Annotated in this window: 25 protein-coding genes; 10 read left to right on the top strand and 15 right to left on the bottom strand. The window is 52.3% G+C overall.

The genetic code is table 11. The features are described 5' to 3' along the window. The first annotated feature begins 3 nt into the window (after nucleotides 1-3). The 5 genes from OGX86_RS16425 (at nucleotide 4) to OGX86_RS16445 (ending at nucleotide 4,583) form a co-directional block, all read left to right on the top strand. Entirely contained in the window at nucleotides 4-861 is an 858-nt protein-coding gene (locus OGX86_RS16425) for an isochorismatase (protein ID WP_048226136.1), read from the top strand. Then, complete coding sequence (gene entA / locus OGX86_RS16430) at nucleotides 861-1,616, top strand: 2,3-dihydro-2,3-dihydroxybenzoate dehydrogenase EntA (RefSeq protein WP_048226134.1); 756 nt, start codon at nucleotides 861-863, stop codon at nucleotides 1,614-1,616. The genes OGX86_RS16425 and entA overlap by 1 nt, the downstream gene beginning before the upstream one ends. Nucleotides 1,617-1,618: 2 nt before the next feature. After that, complete coding sequence (gene entH / locus OGX86_RS16435) at nucleotides 1,619-2,032, top strand: proofreading thioesterase EntH (RefSeq protein WP_003022055.1); 414 nt, start codon at nucleotides 1,619-1,621, stop codon at nucleotides 2,030-2,032. Nucleotides 2,033-2,216: 184 nt separating this feature from the next. Next, nucleotides 2,217-4,322 (top strand): pyruvate/proton symporter CstA, encoded by a 2,106-nt coding sequence (cstA, locus tag OGX86_RS16440; protein ID WP_008784063.1) that lies wholly within the window; start codon nucleotides 2,217-2,219, stop codon nucleotides 4,320-4,322. Between the two features lie 63 nt (nucleotides 4,323-4,385). Then, a complete protein-coding gene (locus tag OGX86_RS16445) occupies nucleotides 4,386-4,583 on the top strand; it encodes a YbdD/YjiX family protein (RefSeq protein WP_008784064.1) in 198 nt (65 codons plus the stop codon). 109 nt (nucleotides 4,584-4,692) lie between these two features. Here OGX86_RS16445 and OGX86_RS16450 read toward each other — a convergent pair whose 3' ends face one another. Next, on the bottom strand, nucleotides 4,693-5,781 hold the full coding sequence (locus OGX86_RS16450) for an oxidoreductase (RefSeq protein ID WP_195995402.1): 1,089 nt from the start codon (nucleotides 5,779-5,781) through the stop codon (nucleotides 4,693-4,695). Between the two features lie 131 nt (nucleotides 5,782-5,912). On the opposite strand from OGX86_RS16450, the gene OGX86_RS16455 reads away from it, so the two are divergent. After that, a complete protein-coding gene (locus OGX86_RS16455; protein ID WP_128317207.1) occupies nucleotides 5,913-7,073 on the top strand; it encodes a pyridoxal phosphate-dependent aminotransferase in 1,161 nt (386 codons plus the stop codon). Here the strand turns inward: OGX86_RS16455 and OGX86_RS16460 are convergent, their stop codons facing one another. The 4 genes from OGX86_RS16460 to dsbG all read right to left on the bottom strand — a co-directional run bounded on the left by OGX86_RS16460 (nucleotide 7,074) and on the right by dsbG (nucleotide 10,906). Then, nucleotides 7,074-7,691 carry an IbrB-like domain-containing protein gene (locus OGX86_RS16460; RefSeq protein ID WP_286640302.1) on the bottom strand — a complete coding sequence of 206 codons (618 nt, stop codon included), beginning with the start codon at nucleotides 7,689-7,691 and terminating at the stop codon, nucleotides 7,074-7,076. Next, on the bottom strand, nucleotides 7,676-8,899 hold the full coding sequence (locus OGX86_RS16465) for a phosphoadenosine phosphosulfate reductase (protein WP_286640303.1): 1,224 nt from the start codon (nucleotides 8,897-8,899) through the stop codon (nucleotides 7,676-7,678). The genes OGX86_RS16460 and OGX86_RS16465 overlap by 16 nt, the downstream gene beginning before the upstream one ends. Before the next feature lie 160 nt (nucleotides 8,900-9,059). Further along, on the bottom strand, nucleotides 9,060-9,956 hold the full coding sequence (gene citR / locus OGX86_RS16470) for a DNA-binding transcriptional repressor CitR (RefSeq protein WP_136391620.1): 897 nt from the start codon (nucleotides 9,954-9,956) through the stop codon (nucleotides 9,060-9,062). A gap of 203 nt (nucleotides 9,957-10,159) precedes the next feature. Next, complete coding sequence (gene dsbG / locus OGX86_RS16475) at nucleotides 10,160-10,906, bottom strand: thiol:disulfide interchange protein DsbG (protein WP_048226122.1); 747 nt, start codon at nucleotides 10,904-10,906, stop codon at nucleotides 10,160-10,162. A 374-nt stretch (nucleotides 10,907-11,280) separates the two neighbouring features. Between dsbG and ahpC the strand changes: the two genes are divergently transcribed. Beyond that, nucleotides 11,281-11,844 (top strand): alkyl hydroperoxide reductase subunit C, encoded by a 564-nt coding sequence (ahpC, locus tag OGX86_RS16480; RefSeq protein ID WP_002894394.1) that lies wholly within the window; start codon nucleotides 11,281-11,283, stop codon nucleotides 11,842-11,844. Between the two features lie 154 nt (nucleotides 11,845-11,998). After that, complete coding sequence (gene ahpF, locus OGX86_RS16485; RefSeq protein WP_048226121.1) at nucleotides 11,999-13,564, top strand: alkyl hydroperoxide reductase subunit F; 1,566 nt, start codon at nucleotides 11,999-12,001, stop codon at nucleotides 13,562-13,564. 82 nt (nucleotides 13,565-13,646) lie between these two features. On the opposite strand, the gene uspG is transcribed toward ahpF, so the two are convergent. Together uspG and rnk are read right to left on the bottom strand one after the other, a co-directional pair. Then, a complete protein-coding gene (gene uspG / locus OGX86_RS16490; RefSeq protein WP_003022101.1) occupies nucleotides 13,647-14,075 on the bottom strand; it encodes a universal stress protein UspG in 429 nt (142 codons plus the stop codon). A gap of 183 nt (nucleotides 14,076-14,258) precedes the next feature. Continuing rightward, complete coding sequence (gene rnk / locus OGX86_RS16495; RefSeq protein ID WP_003831264.1) at nucleotides 14,259-14,669, bottom strand: nucleoside diphosphate kinase regulator; 411 nt, start codon at nucleotides 14,667-14,669, stop codon at nucleotides 14,259-14,261. Between the two features lie 275 nt (nucleotides 14,670-14,944). On the opposite strand from rnk, the gene OGX86_RS16500 reads away from it, so the two are divergent. Together OGX86_RS16500 and OGX86_RS16505 are read left to right on the top strand one after the other, a co-directional pair. Next, a complete protein-coding gene (locus OGX86_RS16500; protein ID WP_003831266.1) occupies nucleotides 14,945-15,775 on the top strand; it encodes an alpha/beta fold hydrolase in 831 nt (276 codons plus the stop codon). 96 nt (nucleotides 15,776-15,871) lie between these two features. Next, nucleotides 15,872-16,495 carry a flavin reductase family protein gene (locus OGX86_RS16505; protein WP_048214703.1) on the top strand — a complete coding sequence of 208 codons (624 nt, stop codon included), beginning with the start codon at nucleotides 15,872-15,874 and terminating at the stop codon, nucleotides 16,493-16,495. 41 nt (nucleotides 16,496-16,536) lie between these two features. On the opposite strand, the gene rna is transcribed toward OGX86_RS16505, so the two are convergent. From rna to citC, 8 genes are all read right to left on the bottom strand, one after another. Beyond that, entirely contained in the window at nucleotides 16,537-17,343 is an 807-nt protein-coding gene (gene rna / locus OGX86_RS16510; protein ID WP_048226459.1) for a ribonuclease I, read from the bottom strand. A 110-nt stretch (nucleotides 17,344-17,453) separates the two neighbouring features. After that, nucleotides 17,454-18,917 (bottom strand): citrate/succinate antiporter CitT, encoded by a 1,464-nt coding sequence (gene citT, locus OGX86_RS16515; protein ID WP_048226119.1) that lies wholly within the window; start codon nucleotides 18,915-18,917, stop codon nucleotides 17,454-17,456. A 25-nt stretch (nucleotides 18,918-18,942) separates the two neighbouring features. Beyond that, a complete protein-coding gene (citG, locus tag OGX86_RS16520; protein ID WP_286640304.1) occupies nucleotides 18,943-19,848 on the bottom strand; it encodes a triphosphoribosyl-dephospho-CoA synthase CitG in 906 nt (301 codons plus the stop codon). Then, nucleotides 19,817-20,371 (bottom strand): citrate lyase holo-[acyl-carrier protein] synthase, encoded by a 555-nt coding sequence (gene citX, locus OGX86_RS16525; RefSeq protein ID WP_168978511.1) that lies wholly within the window; start codon nucleotides 20,369-20,371, stop codon nucleotides 19,817-19,819. The genes citG and citX overlap by 32 nt, the downstream gene beginning before the upstream one ends. Nucleotides 20,372-20,374: 3 nt before the next feature. Then, nucleotides 20,375-21,907, bottom strand: a complete 1,533-nt coding sequence (gene citF / locus OGX86_RS16530; RefSeq protein WP_008784078.1) for a citrate lyase subunit alpha — start codon at nucleotides 21,905-21,907, stop codon at nucleotides 20,375-20,377. A 9-nt stretch (nucleotides 21,908-21,916) separates the two neighbouring features. Continuing rightward, nucleotides 21,917-22,825, bottom strand: a complete 909-nt coding sequence (locus tag OGX86_RS16535; RefSeq protein ID WP_003831275.1) for an aldolase/citrate lyase family protein — start codon at nucleotides 22,823-22,825, stop codon at nucleotides 21,917-21,919. Beyond that, on the bottom strand, nucleotides 22,822-23,118 hold the full coding sequence (gene citD, locus OGX86_RS16540) for a citrate lyase acyl carrier protein (protein ID WP_003831276.1): 297 nt from the start codon (nucleotides 23,116-23,118) through the stop codon (nucleotides 22,822-22,824). Before citD ends, OGX86_RS16535 begins: the two co-directional genes overlap by 4 nt. Then, a complete protein-coding gene (gene citC / locus OGX86_RS16545) occupies nucleotides 23,115-24,191 on the bottom strand; it encodes a [citrate (pro-3S)-lyase] ligase (RefSeq protein ID WP_048226113.1) in 1,077 nt (358 codons plus the stop codon). Before citC ends, citD begins: the two co-directional genes overlap by 4 nt. Nucleotides 24,192-24,387: the final 196 nt, after the last annotated feature.

Consider the following 24,387-nt stretch of genomic DNA (forward strand, 5'->3'; position numbering starts at 1 on the left):
GAAATGGCAATTCCTAAACTGCAGGCTTATGCGCTACCAACGGCGCTCGATGTTCCGGTGAACAAAGTCGACTGGGCATTTGACCCTGAACGCGCCGCGCTGCTGATCCACGACATGCAGGATTATTTTATCGGCTTTTGGGGCAATAACTGCCCGATGATGGAGCAGGTCGTCGCGAACATCGCCGCGCTGCGCCAGTACTGCAAAGAGCATAACATTCCGGTGTATTACACCGCTCAGCCGAAAGAACAGAGTGATGAAGACCGCGCTCTGCTCAATGATATGTGGGGACCGGGCCTGACGCGTTCCCCGGAACAACAAAAGATCGTTGAGGCGCTGGCGCCGGATGAAGCGGATACCATTCTGGTGAAATGGCGTTATAGCGCATTTCATCGCTCCCCGCTGGAACAGATGCTCAAGGAAACCGGACGTAATCAACTGATCATTACCGGGGTGTATGCGCATATCGGCTGTATGACCACCGCAACGGACGCCTTCATGCGTGACATCAAGCCGTTTATGGTTGCCGATGCGCTGGCGGACTTTAGCCGTGACGAACACCTGATGTCGCTGAAATACGTGGCGGGACGTTCCGGGCGTGTGGTAATGACCCAGGAATTATTGCCGACACCGGTCCCGACCAGTAAAGATGCGTTGCGCAGCGTTATTCTGCCGTTGCTGGATGAGTCTGAAGAGCCGATGGATGACGAAAACCTGATCGACTACGGGCTGGATTCCGTGCGCATGATGGCGCTGGCGGCGCGCTGGCGTAAGGTTCATGGTGACATTGATTTCGTGATGCTGGCGAAAAAACCGACCATTGACGCATGGTGGGCACTGCTCTCCCGTGAGGTGAAGTAATGGCTGGATTTGATTTTGCCGGGAAAACCGTCTGGGTAACCGGCGCGGGTAAAGGGATTGGCTATACCACGGCGCTGGCATTTGCGAAGGCTGGTGCTGAGGTGACAGGATTCGATCGCGAATTTCCTCAGGATAACTACCCGTTTGCGACCGAAGTGCTGGATGTGGCGAATGCCGGACAAGTAGCTGAAGTGTGCCAGCGCGTCTTCAAAGCGCGCGAGCGTTTAGATGTGTTGGTCAATGCCGCAGGTATTTTGCGTATGGGGGCCACCGATGCGTTGAGCGCTGAGGAGTGGCAGCAGACGTTTGCGGTTAACGTTGGCGGGGCGTTCAATCTGTTTCAGCAGACGATGGCGCAGTTTCGTCGCCAGCAGGGCGGGGCGATCGTGACCGTCGCGTCGGATGCGGCGCACACGCCGCGTATCGGCATGAGTGCTTACGGCGCGTCAAAAGCCGCGTTGAAAAGTCTGGCGCTGACCGTCGGACTTGAACTGGCGGGCAGCGGTGTGCGCTGTAATGTGGTGTCGCCAGGCTCGACCGACACCGATATGCAGCGCACGCTGTGGGTTAGCGATGACGCGGAGCAACAGCGCATTCGTGGATTTGGCGAACAGTTTAAACTCGGGATTCCGCTGGGGAAAATCGCCCGGCCGCAAGAGATCACCAACACTATTTTATTCCTCGCTTCCGATCTGGCCAGTCACATTACGTTACAGGATATCGTGGTGGACGGCGGTTCCACGCTGGGGGCATGACGATGATCTGGAAGCGTCATTTAACGCTGGATGAACTCAATGCCACCAGCCAGAACACGATGGTGGCGCATTTAGGCATGGTCTACACCCGGCTGGGTGATGATGTGCTGGAAGCCGAAATGCCGGTGGATAGCCGTACGCATCAGCCATTTGGCCTGCTGCACGGCGGCGCATCCGCGGCCCTGGCGGAAACGCTGGGTTCAATGGCGGGTTATCTGATGACCCGCGACGGGCAATGCGTGGTGGGGACGGAACTCAACGCCACGCATCATCGGGCGGTATCGCAGGGGAAAGTGCGCGGTGTTTGCCAGCCGCTGCACCTTGGGCGTCAAAATCAAAGCTGGGAAATCGTCATCTTTGATGAGCAAGGACGACGCTGCTGCACCTGCCGTTTAGGCACTGCGGTGATGGGGTGAGATCACCCGGCAAAGTAAAATGAAATTGCAGAGTTAACAGGTAAATGAAGTGATCTAGTTAACAATGCAATGTAAATACTCAGTGATACTTCGGGTTTGCATGGTTGTCAGGTTGTTAAATTCAGAAAAGATGTTATAGAAACAAAATGTAACATCTCTCTGGATCGGACAACGGATAACAACTATGAACAAATCAGGGAAGTACCTCGTCTGGACAGTGCTCTCCGTTATGGGAGCATTTGCCCTCGGCTATATCGCATTAAATCGTGGTGAACAGATCAACGCGTTGTGGATAGTCGTGGCGTCGGTCTGTGTCTACCTTATCGCTTATCGTTTCTACGGCCTGTACATCGCGAAAAATGTACTGGCGCTTGACCCGACGCGTATGACGCCAGCCGTGCGCCATAACGACGGTCTGGATTATGTTCCCACCGATAAAAAAGTGCTGTTTGGTCACCATTTTGCGGCAATTGCCGGAGCGGGTCCGTTAGTTGGACCGGTGCTGGCGGCGCAAATGGGCTATCTGCCGGGGATGATCTGGCTTCTCGCCGGGGTGGTACTGGCGGGTGCGGTGCAGGACTTCATGGTGCTGTTTGTTTCTACCCGTCGCGATGGTCGTTCCCTTGGCGAACTGGTGAAAGAAGAGATGGGCCCAACGGCGGGCGTTATTGCGCTGGTGGCCTGTTTTATGATCATGGTGATTATTCTCGCGGTACTGGCGATGATCGTCGTGAAAGCGCTGACCCACAGTCCGTGGGGAACCTACACCGTGGCGTTCACCATCCCGCTGGCGATCTTCATGGGGATTTATCTGCGCTATCTGCGCCCGGGCCGCATTGGCGAAGTGTCGGTCATCGGTCTGGTGTTCCTGGTGTTTGCCATTATTTCCGGCGGCTGGGTGGCTGAAAGCCCGACCTGGGCACCGTACTTTGACTTTACCGGCGTACAGCTGACGTGGATGCTGGTGGGCTACGGTTTTGTTGCCGCCGTCCTGCCGGTGTGGCTGCTGCTGGCCCCGCGTGATTACCTCTCTACCTTCCTGAAAATCGGCACCATCGTTGGTCTGGCGGTAGGGATTCTGATCATGCGTCCGACGCTGACCATGCCAGCGCTGACCAAGTTTGTTGACGGTACTGGCCCGGTCTGGACCGGTAACTTGTTCCCGTTCCTGTTTATTACCATTGCCTGTGGTGCGGTATCTGGCTTCCATGCGCTGATCTCCTCCGGCACCACGCCGAAGATGCTGGCTAATGAAGGGCAGGCCTGCTTTATCGGCTACGGCGGAATGCTGATGGAATCCTTTGTCGCCATTATGGCGCTGGTTTCCGCGTGCATCATCGATCCGGGCGTGTACTTTGCGATGAACAGCCCGATGGCGGTGCTGGCTCCTGCGGGCACGGTTGACGTAGTGGCTTCTGCGGCGCAGGTAGTCAGCAGTTGGGGCTTTGCCATTACGCCAGACACCCTGCATCAAATCGCCAATGAAGTGGGTGAGCAATCCATCATCTCCCGCGCAGGTGGTGCGCCGACGCTGGCCGTCGGGATGGCGTACATTCTGCACGGCGCGCTGGGTGGCATGATGGATGTGGCGTTCTGGTATCACTTCGCCATTCTGTTTGAAGCGTTGTTTATTCTGACGGCGGTAGATGCCGGTACACGCGCCGCGCGCTTTATGCTGCAGGACTTGCTGGGCGTGGTATCACCGAGCCTGAAACGTACCGATTCGCTGCCTGCAAACCTGCTGGCTACAGCGCTGTGCGTGCTGGCCTGGGGTTACTTCTTACACCAGGGCGTGGTGGATCCTCTGGGTGGTATTAATACCCTGTGGCCGCTGTTTGGTATCGCTAACCAGATGCTGGCCGGTATGGCGTTGATGCTCTGTGCTGTGGTGCTGTTCAAGATGAAACGCCAGCGCTACGCGTGGGTGGCGCTGGTGCCAACGGCCTGGTTGCTAATTTGTACCCTGACCGCTGGCTGGCAGAAAGCGTTTAGCCCGGATGCGAAAATCGGCTTCCTGGCTATCGCCAACAAGTTCCAGGCGATGATCGACAGCGGTAACATTCCGGCGCAATACACCCAGTCGCAGCTGACGCAACTGGTGTTTAACAACCGCCTGGATGCGGGTCTCACCATCTTCTTCATGGTCGTCGTTGTGGTGCTGGGTCTGTTCTCCATCAAAACTGCGCTGGCAGCATTGAAAGAGGACAAACCAACGTCGAAAGAGACACCGTACGAGCCGATGCCTGAGAATGTCGAAGAGATCGTGGCGCAGGCGAAAGGCGCGCACTAATATTCTCTTAACCAACCAGCCCTCTCCTGAACGGGGAGGGCGTTTGTACGACAGGGAAACACTATGTTTGAAACACTCGCCAAAGCCGGGAAGTATTTAGGTCAAACCGCCCGATTAATGATAGGTATGCCGGATTACGACAACTATGTTGAACATATGCGCGTCACGCATCCGGACCAGACGCCAATGACCTATGAAGAATTTTTCCGTGAGCGCCAGGATGCACGATATGGCGGGAAAGGTGGCGCGAAGTGCTGTTGATTTTTTGCCGGATGGCGCTGACGCTTATCCGGCCTACAACATCGTATTGGCGTAATTTGCGTCGTAGGCCTGATAAGGCGAAGCCGTCATCAGGCAACCCGCACCATAATCACACCGTAAACGACTCTACCTTTTCGAATGCTGCGCGCAGTGTCTCCGGCGTTAACGTTACCGGCAGGGCGTGAATGGACTCCACCGGGCGCAGAGTGTGCGCAATCACTTTGTCGATTTCGGCGCGGTTATTGATGTCCACTTGCAGTTGAGCTAACCGGGTTGGCAGGTTGAATCGCTGATAAGCAGTAATTAACTGCGCCAGCACATCATCTTGTCCCAGCAGCGCGCTCTGCACCAGGATGCCGTACGCCACTTTGGTGCCGTGTAAAAACTTCTCGGTTTGTGGGAGGACGGTCAGGCCATTGTGAACAGAATGCGCTGCCGCCACGCGTGTGTAGCGCTCGCCCAGACCACCAACCATGCCGCCTCCGGCTATAATCGCATCTACCACATCGCAAAACGTGCGGCTTAGCGTGCCTTGTTGTTTGTCTGCCAGCGCCTGCTCGCTGCTTTCCAGCAGGACGTCGCGGATGGTCTGCGCAGCTTGAATACCCAGACGTACTGTCAATGGCAGTGTTTCCGGCTGAGGTGCGAGCACGACGGCTTCATACCACTTTGCCAGCGTGTCGCCGATCCCCGCCAGTAAGTATTCTTCTGGCGCATTGAGAACGATCTCGGGTTCGACCAGCACGAGGAAGTTCGCGTCAGCGAAAATTTCGAAATGTAGTGCCTGGCCCGCATCGTTATACCAGACGGAGAGCGGCGTCCAGGCAGCGCAGGTCGCCGCGATAGTAGGAATACCGACAAACGGCAGATCCAGACGACGGGCCAACGCTTTAGCGGTGTCGAGCAATGTACCGCCACCTACGCCAATCACCACACTGCGATCCTCTCCCGACTCTTTTGCCAGTTGAGCAACATCGGTTTCGCTGCAATGTCCCGTAAACAGCAGGCGTTTAGCCTCGGCAAGATGAAAAGCCTCTGGCAGGTAAGGGCAGGCTGCATCGATGGCGCGTTCACCATAAACCCACACGGCGCGTGAAAGTTGGTCGACAGAGAAAAATTCGTTCAGTCTCGACAGGCTGCCGGGATGGGAAAAATAGTTGGCCGGGCCGGTGACGACGCGAATCTCGGTATTACTCATGTTGTGTTGTCCTTTTGCTGTCCTGTCCAGGCAGGTTATTTTTATATAGACGTCTGAACGTCTTGATTGCCAAATACTAGCATCGTGCTATAGTGGCTTCAACCACAACATCACACGCTGGGATAACAATAATGAGTAATAACCCGCTGATTCCGCAAAGCAAACTGCCTAATCTGGGCACCACTATCTTCACGCAAATGAGTGCGCTGGCGCAGCAGCATCAGGCCATTAACCTCTCGCAGGGATTTCCTGATTTTGACGGTCCACTCTTTTTGCAAGAGCGTCTGGCGTATCACGTCGCGCATGGCGCAAACCAGTATGCGCCGATGACGGGCGTGCAGCCGCTGCGCGAAGCCATCGCGGATAAAACGGCAGACCTGTACGGCTATAAACCTGACGCGAATAGTGAAGTGACTATCACGGCGGGGGCAACGGAAGCATTGTATGCCGCGATCACTGCGCTGGTGCGCCCAGGTGATGAGGTGATTTGTTTCGACCCGAGCTACGACAGCTATGCGCCAGCGGTTGAATTATCCGGCGGTGTGGTTAAACGTATCGCCCTGCAACCACCGGCTTTTCGCGTCGACTGGCAGGCGTTTGGTGCCTTACTCAGCGACCGTACCCGATTGGTTATCCTGAACACGCCACATAATCCTTCTGCCACCGTGTGGCATCACGCCGATTTTGACGCGCTGTGGCAGGCGATTAAAGAACGCGAGATCTTTGTCATCAGCGACGAAGTTTATGAGCATATCTGTTTCGCCAAACAGGGGCATGCCAGCGTGCTGGCACATTCAGAGCTGCGGGAACGCGCTGTTGCTGTTTCATCGTTTGGTAAGACCTACCATATGACTGGCTGGAAGGTCGGATACTGCGTTGCGCCAGCCGCCATTAGCGCTGAGCTACGAAAAGTGCACCAGTATCTGACGTTTTCCGTCAACACGCCGGCTCAGCTCGCACTGGCGGATATGCTACGAGAAGATCCGGCACACTACCGCGAGCTCCCCGCGTTTTATCAGAAAAAACGCGACGTGTTGGTGAACGCGCTGCGTGACAGCCGGCTGGAAATTCTGCCATGTGAAGGTACGTATTTTTTGCTGGTCGATTACAGCGCCGTTTCCACGCTTGGCGACGTTGAGTTTTGCCAGTGGCTGACCAAAGAAGTGGGCGTTGCGGCGATCCCGCTATCGGTTTTCTGCGCCGATCCTTTCCCGCATAAGCTGATTCGCCTATGTTTTGCCAAGCAGGAATCGACGCTGATAGCGGCAGCCGAACGTCTGGTTTCGCTGTAGCTATTTAACCGTCCAGGCTTTGGAGAAGCGACGGTCGGCAAATAATTCTTGCAGGCCGTTAATTTGTTTCAGGCGTAAAACCTCGTCGCTGTCCATACCAAGATCCTTGCCAATTCTTTCTTCACTCCATCCCAGTTGCGATAGCTCGCGGACAATCTCGGACATGGCGTGGATTTGATGACGCCCGCGAGCGCGGTTGTGGCGAATGGTTGCCGCCATACGCTCATGGCGTTCGCGTTCTAAACAGGCAACCGGCAGATATCCTTTCAGCCTGGGCCTCAGTGAGGCTTTGGCTTTACCTAACTCGTGGCGGTGGAAACCATCGACAATTTCGTATTCTTCAGCCGTGGAGTGGACCACCACGATGGGCTGCGTGAATCCGTCAGCTTCCAGAGATTTCAGCAACAGCTTTTTCTCCGGTGGCGCAACGTTATTGGGGTTGTAGTCATTGGGTGAAATATGATCATTTTTAACCCAAAGAACGCAATCTACGGGCTCCTCGCGAAAGGGACTGATGCTGTGTATTGCCTTTCTGAATTCATTTATGGCTTCAATTCTTTCTGGTTCTGATAAACCAGAAAGAAAGCTGAGGAGTTCCTGAGTTAATCGTTGTTGCATAAGAGTCCCCATTCCTGGCGTTTTGTTTTCATGCGCTCATTGTAGCGTTGATAGTTTTTGGGTTTCGTTGGACTAAATGAGAGAGCCCGGCACCAATAGTCGTTATTCAGCAGGACCTTACAGATACGCCGCCACGACGGAATATCCGCTGAGCCAATATCTCTTTCCTGAGTTTGCGGAATATTTTCCATGCCCTTTTTCTTATACCACTGCAAATAGACGGCGATTTTATTGCGATAATGTTCGGCGGTCGTTTCCGGCATACTCTTCAATAACAGCATGGCGTATTCCTGCCAGCTTAAATGTTCGGGTTTTAATATTTTGCGGTGACCGTAAAAATGGTTGTCCTGACCAGCATATATCCCGCCACTTTTTACCCCGCTGACGCGGGAGCACATCATTGCCCAGCGTTCAGGCTCAATAACATGGTAAAGCCACAGCCCCTGGCGTTGTTCTGGTCCAAAGGGTTCGCAGATGCGCATGTATCGCGTGGGAACCCCCGCCTGATACATCAGGTTGTACAGGGGATTACACGGGAGCATTGACTTCGCAAACCACGTCCAGATGTCAGCAGTTTTCCAGTCATAAATCGGATAAATATACCAGGTATGCCCGCCGGGGGCGCTGGTGGTCCAGGGTTTGTCATCGGCAAAACGCTGTTTTTTCGAGTTCGCAATGGCGACAAAACGATTATATGACTCATCGGCGCGGATCCCGACCATCATGGCGGCCGGTCGTTTCTGCGAAAACCATTCAGCGAACTCACGAACAAATTGCTCGAAAGTCATACCGGGTTGATAGAAAGAGAAAAACTCGGGATCGGTAATGGCATCTGCGGGCGGTTGGCGCACCCATTGAGTACCCGGTTCCCAGCATTGCCATTCAGGCTGAAATTGTGACAGTGAATTTTGCGTCGTCAGTGGCAATGCAACCCAATAAAATTCTTCGATGATATCGGAATAACTCTCGCGTAGCGCCTGGACATAGTCGATAGTGCAGGAAAACTGAGCCTCCCAGTCGATAAATAAGACGTTTATTTTTTTCTGTAACTGGCGGGCAATGGCGGCGGTCAGATGTAACATTAACCCCGAATCTTTACCTCCAGAGAAAGAAACGCAGACACGCGGTAGAGTCTCAAGCGTCCAGGTAATACGTTCCTGTGCTGCTTCGAGAACGTTTTGATTCAGTGGTATTTTATAAACAGACATATCAAGTCCATATCCAGATTTTATTATTTACAGCTATAGTAAATACTTTCAATAAGATATGCTAATTTCACAAGGATGCAATACTTAAACATATTCATGGTTTAAATATTGTCGTCTAATTTATAAGAAATATATATTATTGTGTTGTTATTTACAGAACTTATGGGGTGATTGTTTTAATGTACTCAGCAAATGATTTGTTATTAAGTGAGGAGCGATTATACATTAGAAATAGCTTAACTGACGGTAATTTGAAATCAACACTGATTTCTTTCAGGTTAAGCGCTGCGGCGTTTTGCTCATATATTATTTTGGGAATGAGACCAATAATATCTGTGCTGGCAATAATATTGGTAATAGAAGTCAACGAATCACTACTAAAACCTATTTTACGATTGAGAAAGAGATTATTAGCTGCTGACTGTTGTTCCTGGATGCTTGGTTGAGTCGTGATAAGCAATGTAAACTGCTCGCGCATGATGTCTTCAAGCGTACTGTGTTCAACCATTCTGGGATGATTGCTGCTGCATACTAATACACTTTCAACTGTTTTAAACAGGGTACATACGATAGAGCGGTTGTGCACAGGTACTGTCGAGATGATCAGATCAGCCTTGCGGTACGCCAGAATATTTTCTGCGGTTTCTGTCGACATTAATATATCGTGGTGTTCGATTTCGACATCGGAGTTTTTTCTTAATAAATTTATTAATTCCGTTACGCCCAGCGTGGTTGTAATTTGTGGGCTGTAGATGACGAATTTATTTTTCAGGCTGGAACCGTGCATGATATTGATGGTTTGTTCCAGATTGTTGAGATTTTTTTCAAGGTGAAGATGAAGATTTACCCCTGTGACCGTAGGCGTAATGCCTTTGCCTGAGCGAATAAACAGGGGATCGTTAAACTGTGTACGCAGTCGCTGTAATGACTGGCTGACGGCTGAAGGGGTGATATACAGTGTTGCCGCAGCTTTACTGATGCTCAAATGTTGATAAATACATTCAAAAATTACCAACAGGTTAAGATCGAATTTTTTGAGGTCATAGAGGTTAGCCATGCATACCTTCCTGTGATGGTAATGTATTGGGTAATTCAATTATTGAATAATTTAAATTCTAATCATTCTTAGAATTTATGTTTATAGCTTAATGAATGATTAACTTAAACTAAAATAACACAGATTGCTTGATAGTTAAGATAAAAATATATTTAAAAGAGTGATTGAAATGAGAACCATAACAATCACTCATTTTGTTACCTTTATTTATTCCCCATGATAATATTTAATTTTTCCTTATCGGGTAATCCCACTTCCTGTTGTAACGTATCGTCTTTGCTCATGTAGTAGATCGCGGGCGTCACATTAGCACCTAAATCATCCATGATTTTTTGGTTGATATTCAGTACCTTCATCTGTTCTGGATGGACTGAAGCCGGGATTTCCAGCTTCATTTTCCCGCCGGATGCTTCATAGTCATGCCAGGTTTTGGCCGGATCTTTGGATGCCAGGATCGCAGCAGCAGTTGCTGGGCTTTCAGGCTTGATCACGCCAACCAGCAGCGTACGCAACTGAACTTTACCGGAATCTACCCATGGGCGCGCCTGCTGCCAGAACTGTTTGCAATAAGGACAGAAGGGATCGGCAAACACGTAAACGATGACCGGGGCCTCTTTTTTCCCGTCCAGAATCCACGACGCTTTTTCCATTCGCTGCCACATCTCACGTCCGGCAGGGGCATAGATCTCTTTTTCTATGAGCGCATTACTGAGGTTTTCGCCTTTTTCATTATACATGTAGCCGGAGATGGCATGTTTACCGTCAGGCGTGACATAGATAGTGACCCCCATGTCCTGGTATTTTCCCAGATAGCCTTTCATTCCACCCGGTGCGTCGAAGGGCTTCAGGATGGTAATTCCCTGTTTCTCAATGGCTTTAACAGGGGCAGGGAGTTCCTCTGCGTGCACGATAGCGGGGAGAAGAGTTAAGAGTAAGGTGCGTTTAAACATTGATTTTCCTTATAAAATCAGCAGGAAAGTGGGCTTAATTGCAAAACCTATCACAGCCATAGGTAAGATCGACGGTCTGTCGATTGCCCTTTCTTTAGTTGGGTGATGTAATCCCCATCGCTGTTACGACCTTTGTTAAGGTAATGTAGAGCGCAACACATAGCCAGCTCTGCTGGCACTGACGTTACCTGCGGGTAGCTCGGGTAATGAGGCTCCCTGCAAAGGGGGCCTTTTTTACTTTTATCTTTAGGTTCACAACATGAGTTTGAGTGAGTTGTTAGTTAACGCTTATTGATTTGATAAAGGAAACGCATTAGCCCTGCGAAGAGATTTTCGTTAACTTATCTCTCAACGAAAACACGGAGGAAGTACAGATGTCTTTGATTAATACCAAAATTAAACCTTTCAAAAACCAGGCGTTCAAAAACGGTGAGTTCATCGAAGTAACCGAGAAAGATACCGAAGGTCGCTGGAGCGTCTTCTTCTTCTACCCGGCTGACTTTACTTTCGTATGCCCGACCGAACTGGGTGACGTTGCAGACCATTACGAAGAACTGCAGAAACTGGGCGTAGATGTGTATTCCGTTTCTACCGACACCCACTTCACCCACAAAGCATGGCACAGCAGCTCTGAAACCATCGCAAAAATCAAATACGCGATGATCGGCGACCCGACTGGCGCCCTGACCCGTAACTTCGACAACATGCGTGAAGATGAAGGTCTGGCTGACCGCGCAACCTTCGTTGTTGACCCGCAGGGTATCATCCAGGCAATCGAAGTTACTGCTGAAGGTATCGGCCGTGATGCGTCTGACCTGCTGCGTAAAATCAAAGCCGCACAGTACGTCGCTTCCCACCCAGGTGAAGTTTGCCCGGCGAAATGGAAAGAAGGTGAAGCAACCTTAGCGCCATCTCTGGACCTGGTTGGTAAAATCTAAGTCGCGTAGTTTGTAGGCCGGATAAACGTAGTGCATCCGGCATTCCACAGGCGCAAATTTGCGCCTGTTTCATTCCAGCACCATGACGCAAGTTGCATTAATGCAGTCCCGCAAAATCGGCTTGCATGATGATGTTTTCAGAGAGGGAAGAAGAATGCTCGACACAAATATGAAAACCCAGCTCAGGGCTTACCTTGAGAAACTGACCAAACCTGTTGAGCTGATTGCGACGCTGGACGACAGCGCTAAATCGGCAGAAATCAAGGAACTGCTGACTGAAATTGCTGAACTGTCAGAAAAAGTCACCTTCAAAGAAGACAATACTCTGGCGGTGCGTAAGCCATCGTTCCTGATTACCAATCCTGGCTCTCATCAGGGGCCGCGCTTTGCGGGTTCTCCGCTGGGCCATGAGTTTACCTCTCTGGTGCTGGCGCTGTTGTGGACCGGTGGCCATCCGTCAAAAGAGGCGCAGACGTTGCTGGAGCAGATCCGCGATCTCGAGGGTGATTTTGAATTTGAAACCTATTATTCACTTTCCTGCCATAACTGCCCGGACGTGGTGCAGGCGCTGAACCTGATGGCGGTGCTGAACCCACGTATCAAACATACGGCGATTGACGGCGGTACTTTCCAGAACGAAATCACCGATCGTAACGTGATGGGCGTTCCGGCGGTATTTATGAACGGCAAAGAGTTCGGTCAGGGGCGTATGACGCTGACTGAGATCGTGGCGAAAGTGGATACTGGCGCAGAAAAACGTGCGGCTGAAGAGCTGAATAAGCGCGATGCTTATGACGTATTGATTGTCGGTTCTGGTCCTGCAGGTGCGGCGGCAGCGGTGTACTCTGCACGTAAAGGAATTCGCACCGGTCTGATGGGCGAACGTTTTGGCGGTCAGGTCCTTGATACTGTTGATATTGAAAACTATATCTCAGTACCGAAAACTGAAGGTCAGAAACTGGCAGGCGCGCTGAAAGCACACGTTGATGATTATGATGTCGATGTGATTGACAGCCAGAGCGCGAGCAAACTCATTCCAGCAGCGCAGGAAGGCGGTTTGCATCAGATTGAAACGGCCTCCGGCGCGGTGCTGAAAGCACGTAGCATTATCATCGCCACCGGCGCGAAATGGCGCAACATGAACGTTCCGGGTGAAGATCAGTATCGCACCAAAGGCGTAACCTACTGCCCTCACTGTGATGGCCCGCTGTTTAAAGGCAAGCGTGTTGCGGTGATTGGCGGCGGTAACTCCGGCGTTGAAGCGGCTATCGACCTGGCAGGTATTGTTGAACATGTGACGCTGCTGGAGTTTGCTCCTGAAATGAAGGCCGACCAGGTGCTGCAGAATAAGCTTCGCAGTCTGAAAAACGTCGACATCATTCTGAATGCGCAAACGACAGAAGTGAAAGGCGATGGCAGCAAAGTTACTGGCCTGGAGTATCGTGACCGTGTGAGCGGCGATGTTCACAATGTGGAACTGGCCGGTATTTTTGTTCAGATTGGGCTGCTACCGAACACCAACTGGCTGGAAGGTGCCGTTGAACGTAACCGTATGGGTGAAATCATCATCGATGCCAAGTGCGAAACCAGCGTGAAAGGCGTTTTCGCTGCCGGTGACTGCACCACCGTACCGTATAAGCAGATTATCATCGCGACAGGTGAAGGCGCGAAGGCCTCGTTAAGTTCGTTTGATTATCTGATTCGCACGACAGTAGCATAAAAAAAGTAAGACTCACCTGCACTATAAAAACCCCTGTCAGGCGTTAACCTGGCAGGGGTTTTCTTTAGCAAATCAGTGGCTGTTAACGAACAACCAGCACTGGCAAAGTCGCGTGTCGAACAACGCTGGAAGCGTTAGAGCCGAGCAGATGGGTGCTGATTGATGGGTTACGCGACCCAATGACAACGACATCCGCATTCAACTCTTCACCCAACTCGTTGACCACGTCACGGACGCTGCCAAAGCGGACGTGTTGTTTAATACGTGAAGGATCGATGCTGAAGTGACCGACCATCGTTTGCAGACGGGTTTCCGCTTCGTGTTGCAAATGCTCTTCAAAACGACGGACATCGGCCGCAAAGCGATGCAGGCTTAAGCTCGCTGAGCCTGGCAGCACATGCAGCAGATGAATAACCCCTTTATCCTGGGCCAGAAATTCTGCATGGCGAATAGCCTTGTCGCTCAGTTCCATTTCGAATACATCAACAGGCATTATGATTGTGTTGTACATAAACATTCTCCTTGTCATTACATGAACACATAACAGCATAGTATTAAAAATGATTCTGTCAGTCACGACACAGATTTATGTTTTGCGAACAGGAAAGAAAGCGAGGAGCAGGGAGATCTAACCGGAAAGAGGATGCGGATGCATCCCCTGTAAGATAAAGCGAGTGGCTTTGATAAGACAGAGTTAGCGCAGGTAGTCGCCTGCAGCTTCAGGCTGATACTCAAGCTCGATAACTTCGAGGTGCGTTGAGGTCCCGCCTGGCAGTTCCCAATGAATGGTATCACCCACGCGTAGCCCCAGAAGTGCAGCGCCGACAGGTGCCATTACCGAAAGCTGTGTGTTGCTGTCAGTCATAGTGGCCGGATACACCAGGGTACGCACACGGACTTCGCCATCACTCAGATTGCGGAATTTCACGCGGCTGTTCATGGTCACGACGTCGTGCGGCATGGTTTCTGGAGAACACATTTGGGCACGATCCAGCTCGGCGTTCAGGGCGTCGGCAATCGGTAAACCAGCAAACGCAGGTTGCTCCAACAGGCGGTCAATGCGTTCCGCATCGAGGTCGTTAATGATGATAGTTGGTCTGGACATTTATTACTCCATGTCGTCGATACTGCGGGTGCGCAGGTAAATAATCCCAAAAGAAAACCCTCACCGTCAGGCGGCAAGGGTTTAGCTTTTATGATGATACTGAGACTTACCCCATGTTTGAAGTGATTTAGTTCACATTCAGGTAAATCATCAATATTGTCGCATATGGTGTGATTTTAGCCGAAAAACGTGATCGTTCTCCAATTTGCATTATGCTTTTTAAGCGCTCGCTGCGGGCGCGTCAAACAACTCAGTGTTTCGCGACAGGAGATCTCATGAGCCAGTACGACAAACTTACCTTGAAAGACGGCAGCTATTTGCATTTTAAAGACTGGGGAAGTGGACAACCTATTGTGTTTAGTCACGGTTGGCCGCTGACGGCAGACGCGTTTGAAGATCAGATGCTGTTCCTTGGATCGAAAGGATTTCGTGTGATCGCCCATGACAGGCGCGGACATGGGCGTTCGGCCCAACCCTGGGATGGACATCATATGGATCAGTATGCTGACGACCTGGCTGAACTTACCGCGCATCTCAATCTTAAAGATGCCGTACATGTCGGACACTCTACCGGCGGTGGGGAAGTGGCTCGTTATATTGGCCGGCATGGGACGCAGCGGGTGGCAAAAGCGGTGTTAATTGGCGCGGTGACGCCCATCATGATCAAGACTGACTTTAACCCAAATGGCGTGCCGAAAGAGGTATTCGATGGCATCCGTGAGGGGGTTGTGAACGATCGCGCCGCCTTTTTCTATGAACTGACCGCTGCATTCTATGGCTACAACCGTCCGGGCGCAAAAGAGTCGAAAGCCGTCAGGGAAAGTTTTGTTGAACAAGGCTTACAAGGTTCCATCAAAGCGTTGTACGACTGTATACACGCGTTTTCGGAAACAGATCTGCGTGAAGACCTCAAAAAGATGACCATCCCGACGCTGGTGATCCACGGTGATGACGATCAGATTGTCCCGTTTGAAACCTGCGGAAAGGTCGCGGCGGAAATACTGCCGGACTCGCAGTTGAAGGTATATGTCGGCGGCTCGCATGGCATTTGCACCACCCATAAGCAACAGATCAACGGTGACCTGCTCAACTTTATTCAGTCGTAATCGTTGGCAGATTGTTCTACGCTGATCTTCTTTTTCCAGGGGGATGAGCGAAGCATAATTTGTGCTGCGCTGACGTTAACTTCAACAGGGAACGCTATGTATTTCTATCAACCGTCACAGGGACACGGCTTACCGCATGATCCGCTAAATGCCATCATTGGACCGCGCCCGATTGGCTGGATTGCGTCGCGTGACGGCAACGGTCGGCACAATCTGGCACCATACAGTTTCTTTAACTGTTTTAACTATCATCCGCCGATTATCGGTTTCGCCAGCAGCGGCTGGAAAGATAGCGTGCAGAATATTATCGAAACTGGCGAATTTGTCTGGAACCTGACGACTCTTGAGCTGGCCACAGCGATGAACGAAACGTCAGCCAGCTTGCCGCACGGTGAGGACGAGTTTTTTGCCGCCGGGCTTAGCAAGGCAGATAGCCGGATAGTCAACGTGCCGCGCGTGGCGCAAAGCCCGGTCAATTTTGAGTGCCGCTTATCGCAAAGCCTGCAACTGACTACCGCTGATGGCTCACCGGTTGAAACCTGGCTGGTGTTGGGGGAAGTGGTAGGCATTCACATAGATGAAACGCTCCTGGAAGACGGCATCTATCAGACGGCGAAAGCGAAGCCGGTACTGCGTGCAGGTGGGCCAACGGCGTATTATTCGATCAGTGAAACACACCGTTTTGATTTAGTTCGCCCGGATGCCCGTGCAAAACGCTAAGCTTACGAACCGACGCCAGCTTGCAGCGTCGGTCACGAGTTTCAGTATCCCACTTTGTCGATAATAAACTGTTTACCGCAGTTACCCGGATGCGGTTGCGGTAAGAATGACTGGGCAGATAACGTCTGGTTGATGTTGTCGGCTTTCAGGGATAACTGGATCTCAGTGAGATACGCTGGATTGCCGTGGCAGCTTAGCTTCACAGCTTTGACGTTCTCTTTGCCCCAGCTTTTGGCAACGGCGGCGTCAAATGCGTTACGGTTGACGGTTTTGCCGTAGTTTTCCGCCAGGAATTTGCCCACCTCGCTGTTCTTAACCTCATTATTCAGCCGTACCATCGTGCCGAAGTACGCGTCGGGATCAAAACCGAAACACGCGCCATGTTTGGCATACTCGTAACGTTCCAGACAGGATCTCCCTCCAGCGCCGGGCATTACGGCGCTGAGTTTTGCCGCGCTTTCCAGCGACAGCCCGGTTTCGGGGGCCGCGCATTTACGGCTGGCGCGGGCTTCAGGCAGGTTGGGAATAGGGCGAGTCGCGCAGCCAAAACGCATCCAACGGCGATTGTCTACTCCACGGGCGGCAATGGATTTAGGCAGGCTGGGCCATAAACCGTGAACGGTCAGGAAATCCGCTTTGTCTGCGCTCTCTTTTTGCAAACGACATTCGTCAGGCTCCTGACGATTACGCTCGTGTTGGCTCTGACAAAATCCGGTTTGCCAGGAGAGAGCCAGTACGTAGCTGTCAAAATCAGCGTACTGTTTTGCCTGAAGTTCATCGGCCTGAGCTGCAGAAACTGGCAGCAGGAGTGCTGCCAGCAACGAAGAATAACGCCATGTTGATGTCATGATGATTTCGGACACTTATATAAATTCTGAATATCATCTATTTAATCATAAAAAATGCCAGTCAGGTTTAGCTGACTGGCATCATTTTCATCAGGCGTGAACAGGAATGATTAGCTCCACATTGCCAGAATCGGCCAACCGACCAGCAGAAGCATAGCGATGTAGATAACGCCGAAGATAGCACCCAGACGCCAGTAGTCTTTGGACTTCACATAACCACAGCCGTAGATGATAACGCCTGGGCCTGTTGCATATGGAGTCAGACAGCCCATGATACCGATGGACAGTACCAGCAGGATACACAGGTGTTCCATCGGCACGCCCGGGATACCTTTACCGACGGCCAGAATAACCGGCAGCATGGTGGCGGTGTGAGCGGAAAGGCTGGCGAACAGGTAGTGAGCAAAGTAGAACACCAGCACCAGAACGATCACGGTCGCGTTAGGCGAGAAGCCTTCCAGATGCGTGCTCATAGTGTTGGCGAACCAGTCGATGAAGCCTGAACGGGTTAAACCATTCGCCATAACGACCAGCGTGGCGAGGTTAACCAGAGTGTTCCATGCGCTGTTATAACGAGTAATGTCTTTCCACGGTACAACGTGCAGCGCCAGCATCAGGGAAACGGCCAGCAAACCCACTGCGGTTGCATCAATTAGTTTACCACCGAAGACCCACAGGCCCAGGCTGAGCAGTACCAGACCAATCAGAGTTATCTCTTTACGGCTCAGTTTACCCATGCCTTTCAGTTCATCACCGGCCCAAGCGGCAACTTCAGCACTGTGAGTAACTTCTGGTTTGTACAGAACGTATGACAGCCACGGAGCAACGATCAGCAAAATAATACCGACCGGCAGGAAGCTGAGGAACCACTGCAACCAGCTGATTTGAATACCGGCAATTTTGTTGACGAATTCCAGTCCCAGTACGTTTGGCGCAGCGCCGGTCACGAACATCGAGGAGCTCAGGCTGGTACTGATGACCATCATCCACATCAAATATCCACCGATACGGCGCGCGGAAGGATCGTTCGGGAATGATTTAAACAGCGGCGGCAGGTTTTTGATAACCGGGAATACGGTGCCACCGGTACGCGCGGTGTTGGATGGAGTAAACGGTGCCAGCAGAATGTCGATGATAACAATCGCATAGCCCAGCGTCAGGGTACGTTTACCCATGAATTTCACCAGGAATAGCGCGATACGACGACCCAGACCGGTGACTTCATAACCCAGTGCGAAGATAAACGCACCAAACACCAACCACACGGTGGTGCTGGAGAAGCCAGCCAGACCCCATTTCAGCGCTTGCTTACCCGCTTTAAACGCCGGGTCGGCCAGTTCTGAAGCATCAAACAGCAGATAGTTGCTGCCGATAACGCAGATCGTTACGGCGATAAAGCTGATCGCTGTTGCCGGAATTGGCTCCAGGATCATACCGACGATCATCGCCACAAACACGGCAAAGTAGTGCCAGGCCTGTGGAGGCATTCCATCAGGGACGGGGATAAGAAACATGACACCCATGACGACCAGGGGGGCCAATAACTTCCATATTTTATCTTTTGCTAAAGACATGTGTGTGATTCTCCGGAAAGGATCTTTAATTGTGATAATGATGAACTTGTGAAATCTGAGCTAAGAACCAGGTGACGATCAGCAGATCGGCGCAACCTCCGGGACTGAGGTTGCGTTCAATGCACTGTTGGTCGAACTGGTGTAGATATTCGAGATCGGCAGGGGTACGAATCCCCCCTTGCTGCATCAGGGCGGTGGCCTGCTGCTGTAGCCAACGCAGACCTTCTGCGCCGCCACGTGAAGCCACGTTGGTGTCGCCGTTGATAGACATCAGCAGCAATAATGTGTCGAGTAACGCCAGTTCAGGGTCGCGGCCCTGAGTCAGCAGTGCGCGGTAGTGCGGCAGGGCATGCTGGATGACTAGCGGATATCCCGCTTCGGCTTCGCCCCGTGCGCCGGTTAATCCCAATTGCTGATAAAGACGTTGGCCAGCCGTGAGTTGTTGATTGTTCTGGCGCAGTTCGCGCTCGGTCAGGCCACGGCAAAATGTTGCTGCCGTAGAGCAAATGGTTTCAGCGGTAACAGTGAGTTGGAGCTGGTGCAGGCGGCCAATGGCGGCACACAGCAGTCCGAGTGAAAAGATGCTCCCTTTATGGGTGTTCACCCCGGCGGTGGCGCGGAACATATCGGCTTCGCAGGCCATGCCCAGCGGGCGCAGTCCTTTCAATACATCTTCAGGCGACAGCTGTGCGCTAAACGCCCCATATTCAATAAAACGTGGTAGCCATGACTGAATCGCTTCAGCACTGCGATGAAAATCTTCCAGCGCCATATCTTTATGCGCGCCGTTGTTAATACGATCTACCAGACCGGGTTTGGGCGACAGGTTGACTTCAGTCAACATGGCGCGCCACGCAAGCGCTGCGTAAGCATCAGGCAGATCCAGAGGGAGGACTGCGTTATTGGTTGATGTTGCGGGAATCGGCATCATGCAGCAGTGCCTCCATCTGAGTGAGTAAGTCGGAAAGCGCGTGGGTTTTACCCCGCGCACAGTCGGCAGCACTTTGCTCGCACAGCAGACAGCGGCGGGCAGGGAGTGCGAAATGACGCCGGGACAGAATTACCCCTTCAGGGGTCAGGACATCGATGTCCCATAGCCGTCCCAGCGGGTGTGAATGCTCAAGTTCAATGGTGGCGAGCTTGAGGTCGTGGGCCGGAGCCTCAATAGACAAAAGACCTTCTGGACCGCTGGCAGAAACCAGCGCTGTTTGCTCCCTGACAATCCAGGTGGATTGTTCCGCCAACGCGAGCAAGGCGGTTACGCCGTGATTAAAGATACGACGGGTTAATTCGCTGTCTTTAATCGGTCCCGGTGCGACGACGGTAAACGAGACCAGCGGCGCAGAGTGGCGTGTCAGCCACTCCTGTTGCCTTGCTTGTCTCTCATCGCGGCTGGCGAGCAGCTCCGGAATGGAAACCGCGTGTTGGGTGGCGTATTCAGGGAGCAGGTGCATGGTTTATTCCTTCACCTGATGCACAACGTCAATCACTGAACCATCGCGGTAACGCACAACGGCAATCACGCGGTCAGTGAATTCGATAGCGCGTGGCTGACCGGTGAGCTGCTGTGCACGTTCGCGCAGCCATTCAATGGACACCACTTTCATACCGGCTTCTTTCAGACGTTCTGCCAGTTCCGGACGTGCAGGGTTGACGGCGATACCGTGGTCGGTGACCAGAATGTCAACACTGGAGCCTGGGGTTACGCAGGTCAGCACGTTATCAACCAGGGTCGGGATGCGTCCGCGAACCAGCGGCGCGACGATGATAGACAGCGCAGCGGCAACCGCGGTATCGCAGTGACCACCGGATGCGCCGCGCAGTACGCCGTCAGAACCGGTCAGTACGTTAACGTTGAAGCTGGTATCAACTTCCAGCGCGCTGAGCACCACGACGTCCAGACGATCGACGGATGCGCCTTTTGAGCCCCAGTTGGCATACTGGTTGGCACTGATCTCAATGTGGTTTGGATTGCGGGCCAGCGATTCTGCGGCATTACGGTCAAAGCTCTGAACGTCCAGCAGTTTGCGAATCAGACCTTTTTCGTGCAGGTCAACGATGGTAGCGGTAATGCCGCCCAGCGCGAAGTCGGCACGGATATCGCGGCTGCGCATTTTGTCTTCCAGGAAACGCGTAACGGCCAGAGAAGCGCCGCCGGTTCCTGTCTGCAGTGAGAAGCCTTCGTTGAAGTAGCCGGAATTTGCAATGACCTCAGCCGCGCTACGGGCGATTAACAGTTCACGCGGGTTGGTGGTCATGCGGGTCGCATCGGCACCAATTTTGTCCGCATCGCCGACCTGATCGATCTGCACGATCAGATCTACCTGGTCCTGCGTAATGCTGGCCGGGTTATGCGGATAGGTCAGCAGCTGTTCAGTCAGCAGGACAACCTGTTTCGCGTTTTCGGCATCTACGCGGGCATAGCCCAGTGAGCCGCAGCACGCTTTACCGGTATAACCGTTGGCGTTGCCAAACTGGTCGCAGGACGGCACGCCGAGGAACGCCACATCAATGCTGAGCTCGCCACTTTGCACCAGGTGCACACGGCCACCGTGGGAGTGAATTTGTACCGGTTCGGCCAACAGGCCACGTGAGATTTCTTCCGCCAGCGGACCACGCAGACCGGAGGTATAAATGCGGCTAACCACGCCCTGACGGATGTGCTCAACCAGTGGAGCATGGCAGTCGCTCAGAGAGCTGGAGGCCAGCGTCAGATTTTTAAAGCCCATATTGGCGATGGCGTCCATCACCAGGTTAATCGTCAGATCGCCACCACGAAAAGCGTGGTGGAAAGAGATGGTCATACCATCCTGTAAACCTGAACGACGAATAGCGTCCTCCAGGTTAGCGCACAGCTTTTTGTCGCGCGGTTTTTGCGCCTGCAATTCTACTTTTGCGGTGCTCTGATAAGCGGAAAGCTCACTTTCTGCATGACGGCTCCAGGTCGCCACGCGATCCTGGCGTTGAGACTGTTCGATTTTCTGCGTCATTTTTTTGCCTTATTCTTCGCGAATGCCGGAAAGTTCTGCACGGGAGATAACCAGAAGGGCGCGCTCGATAACCGGGCTGTCGACCATTTTGCCGTTCAGGGAAACTACGCCACGACCTTCGCGAGCAGCGGCTTCAGCGGCTTCCACAACCAGACGGGCGTGAGCCAGCTCTTTGCGCGTTGGGGCGTACAGGTTATGCAGGAGTTCGATCTGGCGCGGGTTGATGAGCGATTTGCCGTCAAAACCCAACTGCTTGATGTGTGCGGCTTCGTGCAGGAAACCCGCTTCGTTGTTGGCATCGGAATACACGGTGTCGAACGCCTGAATACCGGCAGAACGTGCAGCCTGCAAAATAGAGCAGCGGGCAAACAGCAGTTCAGTACCTTCCGGGGAGCGCTCAGTGCGCAGGTTACGTACATAGTCTTCCGCACCCAGGGCAATACCGATCAGACGTTCGGAAGCATGGGCAATTTCTACCGCGCGAGTAATGCCTAACGGCGATTCGATGGCGGCTAACAGACCGGTGCTGCCGGGTTCACGGCCACAGGCGTTTTCGATGCGCAGAATTTCGCTTTCGATGTCGATGACATCCTGCGCGGTATCGGTCTTTGGTAAACGTACGATGTCAGCACCGCCACGTACCACGGCTTCAAGGTCGTTGATGCCCCATTCGGAGTCGAGGGCGTTTACACGCACGATGGTTTCAACGTCGTGATACAGCGGATGCTGCAGCGCGTGGTACACCATGCGGCGAGCGGTATCTTTTTCACGCAACGCGACGGAGTCTTCCAGGTCGAACATCAGTGCATCTGCCGGGTAGATGAACGAGTTGCTGACCATGGCGGCATTGGCGCCCGGTACGAACAACATGCTGCGGCGAGTACGGGTTTTACGTTGTTGCAAAGATTCGGAAATCACTGGCAATCCTCCCATGGCAGTGCCGGAATACCGCCAGCGCGGGCCAGTAGTGCTTCCAGTCGCGCACGTAAAATGCAGTCCAGTGCGCCTTTATCATCAACATTCAATTGCACGCCGCGTACGTTGTAGCGGGACAGAACGTCCAGAATGGTGGCCCGGATGGCATCACCGAACTGCTTTTCGACGCTACTGTTAACCTGCAGGTCAATATCCTGCGAATCGAGTGGGGCGATGCGAATCATCACATCACCGGACTCGAGTGTGCCTGCGACGGCTGCCTGGTTTATTTTCATTTTTCACCTGTTGCTAATGCGGGGGTATTTTGGCGGACTGTCGCACCCGATGAGGCTCGCTCAACCATGCTTTGCAGATACTGCAGCGTGGCGTCAGGGACCAGGGATGCGATAGCCGTGAGATCTTTTTTAACCAGCAGCTTGCGCACCCAGGAGGCGGAAATCGGCATCTCCTGGAAGCACAGCCGCTCAATTTCCACCAGTTCAATCGGTGGGGCGGGAAGCATTGGGGTCTCCAGCCAGTAACGCATATCGTTGTTATACTGGGAGGTGACGGTGCAATACGGCTCAGTACCGACGAAGCGGTGCGTGACGCCGAGAGCCGGAGCCAGATACTGGCGGAAGATTTTCAGGTCTATTTCGGTGTAGCAGTGGTTAATAACGCTCTGCTCTTTGATGAAGTAACACGGGAATGTGGCGCGGGAAATGATGTACTCCGAACCGCGATGCACGGTTAAACGCGGAATGTCTTTTGTTCCTTTAAGCACCAGATCCAGGCGGTCTTCATACGGAAAACGTGAGGTATCTTCTTTCACCAAAAACAGATGCAGCCAGTCACATTGCGCGGCCGCCTGTTGGATCAGAAAACGGTGTCCGTTGGTGAAGGGGTTGGCGTTCATGACGATACAGCCAATTTTTTTCCCATCATGACGCTGTTTTGCCAGTGACTCGGCGTAGCGTTTCAGACGTGTGGTGCTGTTTTCCATCAATACCATAATGCCGGGAACGCTGGTGAGCGTAGAAAAACCGCACTGTTTAAACAGCGATTCGTACTCGGTTTTGGTATAGATGAAGAGGTGCGTACAATGGCGTTCATAGGCAAGGTTGATTAACTCAGTCGCCAGCGTTAGCGCTAAGCCCTCGCCACGGACAGATTCACAGATTGCGACACACTTAATAATATTCCCAGCGATACCACCGCAGGCAATCAGACGGTCGTCACGGGTGACGGTGATAAATACTTCGACGGTCGTATCTACGCTCAAATCATTCTCTTTCAGAAATTGCGCGATAGCCGCCATCTTTTTATTTTCTGAGCGTTTAACTTGCGTGAATATATTATTACCGAACATAGTGAATAGAGCCCCGATGCTATATTTGTTACTGGGTTTCTGTTTTTGTTGCTCTGTTTAGCAACCTGATAACGTTTTGTTTGCAATTGAAGGGAATGGTTTTTTATTACGGAGTATTTCTTTTTTTCCCTGATGCATACATCGTAAGGGGTATTTTGGAGGTAATTTTTGATTTATTTCACAATAAGTTAGAAGG

This window comes from Citrobacter sp. Cpo040 (assembly GCF_030332915.1).
Classification (GTDB): domain Bacteria; phylum Pseudomonadota; class Gammaproteobacteria; order Enterobacterales; family Enterobacteriaceae; genus Citrobacter; species Citrobacter portucalensis.

Bases quoted from the DNA above. Each gene is read 5' to 3' on its own strand.
- uspG (WP_003022101.1), bottom strand. From the start codon at position 14,075: ATGTACAACACAATCATAATGCCTGTTGATGTATTCGAAATGGAACTG.
- dsbG (WP_048226122.1), bottom strand. From the start codon at position 10,906: ATGTTTAAACGCACCTTACTCTTAACTCTTCTCCCCGCTATCGTGCAC.
- citD (WP_003831276.1), bottom strand. From the start codon at position 23,118: ATGAAAATAAACCAGGCAGCCGTCGCAGGCACACTCGAGTCCGGTGAT.
- rnk (WP_003831264.1), bottom strand. From the start codon at position 14,669: ATGTCCAGACCAACTATCATCATTAACGACCTCGATGCGGAACGCATT.
- ahpF (WP_048226121.1), top strand. From the start codon at position 11,999: ATGCTCGACACAAATATGAAAACCCAGCTCAGGGCTTACCTTGAGAAA.
- OGX86_RS16445 (WP_008784064.1), top strand. From the start codon at position 4,386: ATGTTTGAAACACTCGCCAAAGCCGGGAAGTATTTAGGTCAAACCGCC.
- OGX86_RS16425 (WP_048226136.1), top strand. From the start codon at position 4: ATGGCAATTCCTAAACTGCAGGCTTATGCGCTACCAACGGCGCTCGAT.
- entH (WP_003022055.1), top strand. From the start codon at position 1,619: ATGATCTGGAAGCGTCATTTAACGCTGGATGAACTCAATGCCACCAGC.
- ahpC (WP_002894394.1), top strand. From the start codon at position 11,281: ATGTCTTTGATTAATACCAAAATTAAACCTTTCAAAAACCAGGCGTTC.
- OGX86_RS16455 (WP_128317207.1), top strand. From the start codon at position 5,913: ATGAGTAATAACCCGCTGATTCCGCAAAGCAAACTGCCTAATCTGGGC.
- citR (WP_136391620.1), bottom strand. From the start codon at position 9,956: ATGGCTAACCTCTATGACCTCAAAAAATTCGATCTTAACCTGTTGGTA.
- cstA (WP_008784063.1), top strand. From the start codon at position 2,217: ATGAACAAATCAGGGAAGTACCTCGTCTGGACAGTGCTCTCCGTTATG.
- citG (WP_286640304.1), bottom strand. From the start codon at position 19,848: ATGATGCCGATTCCCGCAACATCAACCAATAACGCAGTCCTCCCTCTG.
- entA (WP_048226134.1), top strand. From the start codon at position 861: ATGGCTGGATTTGATTTTGCCGGGAAAACCGTCTGGGTAACCGGCGCG.
- OGX86_RS16505 (WP_048214703.1), top strand. From the start codon at position 15,872: ATGTATTTCTATCAACCGTCACAGGGACACGGCTTACCGCATGATCCG.
- OGX86_RS16465 (WP_286640303.1), bottom strand. From the start codon at position 8,899: ATGTCTGTTTATAAAATACCACTGAATCAAAACGTTCTCGAAGCAGCA.
- citT (WP_048226119.1), bottom strand. From the start codon at position 18,917: ATGTCTTTAGCAAAAGATAAAATATGGAAGTTATTGGCCCCCCTGGTC.
- citX (WP_168978511.1), bottom strand. From the start codon at position 20,371: ATGCACCTGCTCCCTGAATACGCCACCCAACACGCGGTTTCCATTCCG.
- citF (WP_008784078.1), bottom strand. From the start codon at position 21,907: ATGACGCAGAAAATCGAACAGTCTCAACGCCAGGATCGCGTGGCGACC.
- OGX86_RS16500 (WP_003831266.1), top strand. From the start codon at position 14,945: ATGAGCCAGTACGACAAACTTACCTTGAAAGACGGCAGCTATTTGCAT.
- rna (WP_048226459.1), bottom strand. From the start codon at position 17,343: ATGACATCAACATGGCGTTATTCTTCGTTGCTGGCAGCACTCCTGCTG.
- OGX86_RS16450 (WP_195995402.1), bottom strand. From the start codon at position 5,781: ATGAGTAATACCGAGATTCGCGTCGTCACCGGCCCGGCCAACTATTTT.
- citC (WP_048226113.1), bottom strand. From the start codon at position 24,191: ATGTTCGGTAATAATATATTCACGCAAGTTAAACGCTCAGAAAATAAA.
- OGX86_RS16460 (WP_286640302.1), bottom strand. From the start codon at position 7,691: ATGCAACAACGATTAACTCAGGAACTCCTCAGCTTTCTTTCTGGTTTA.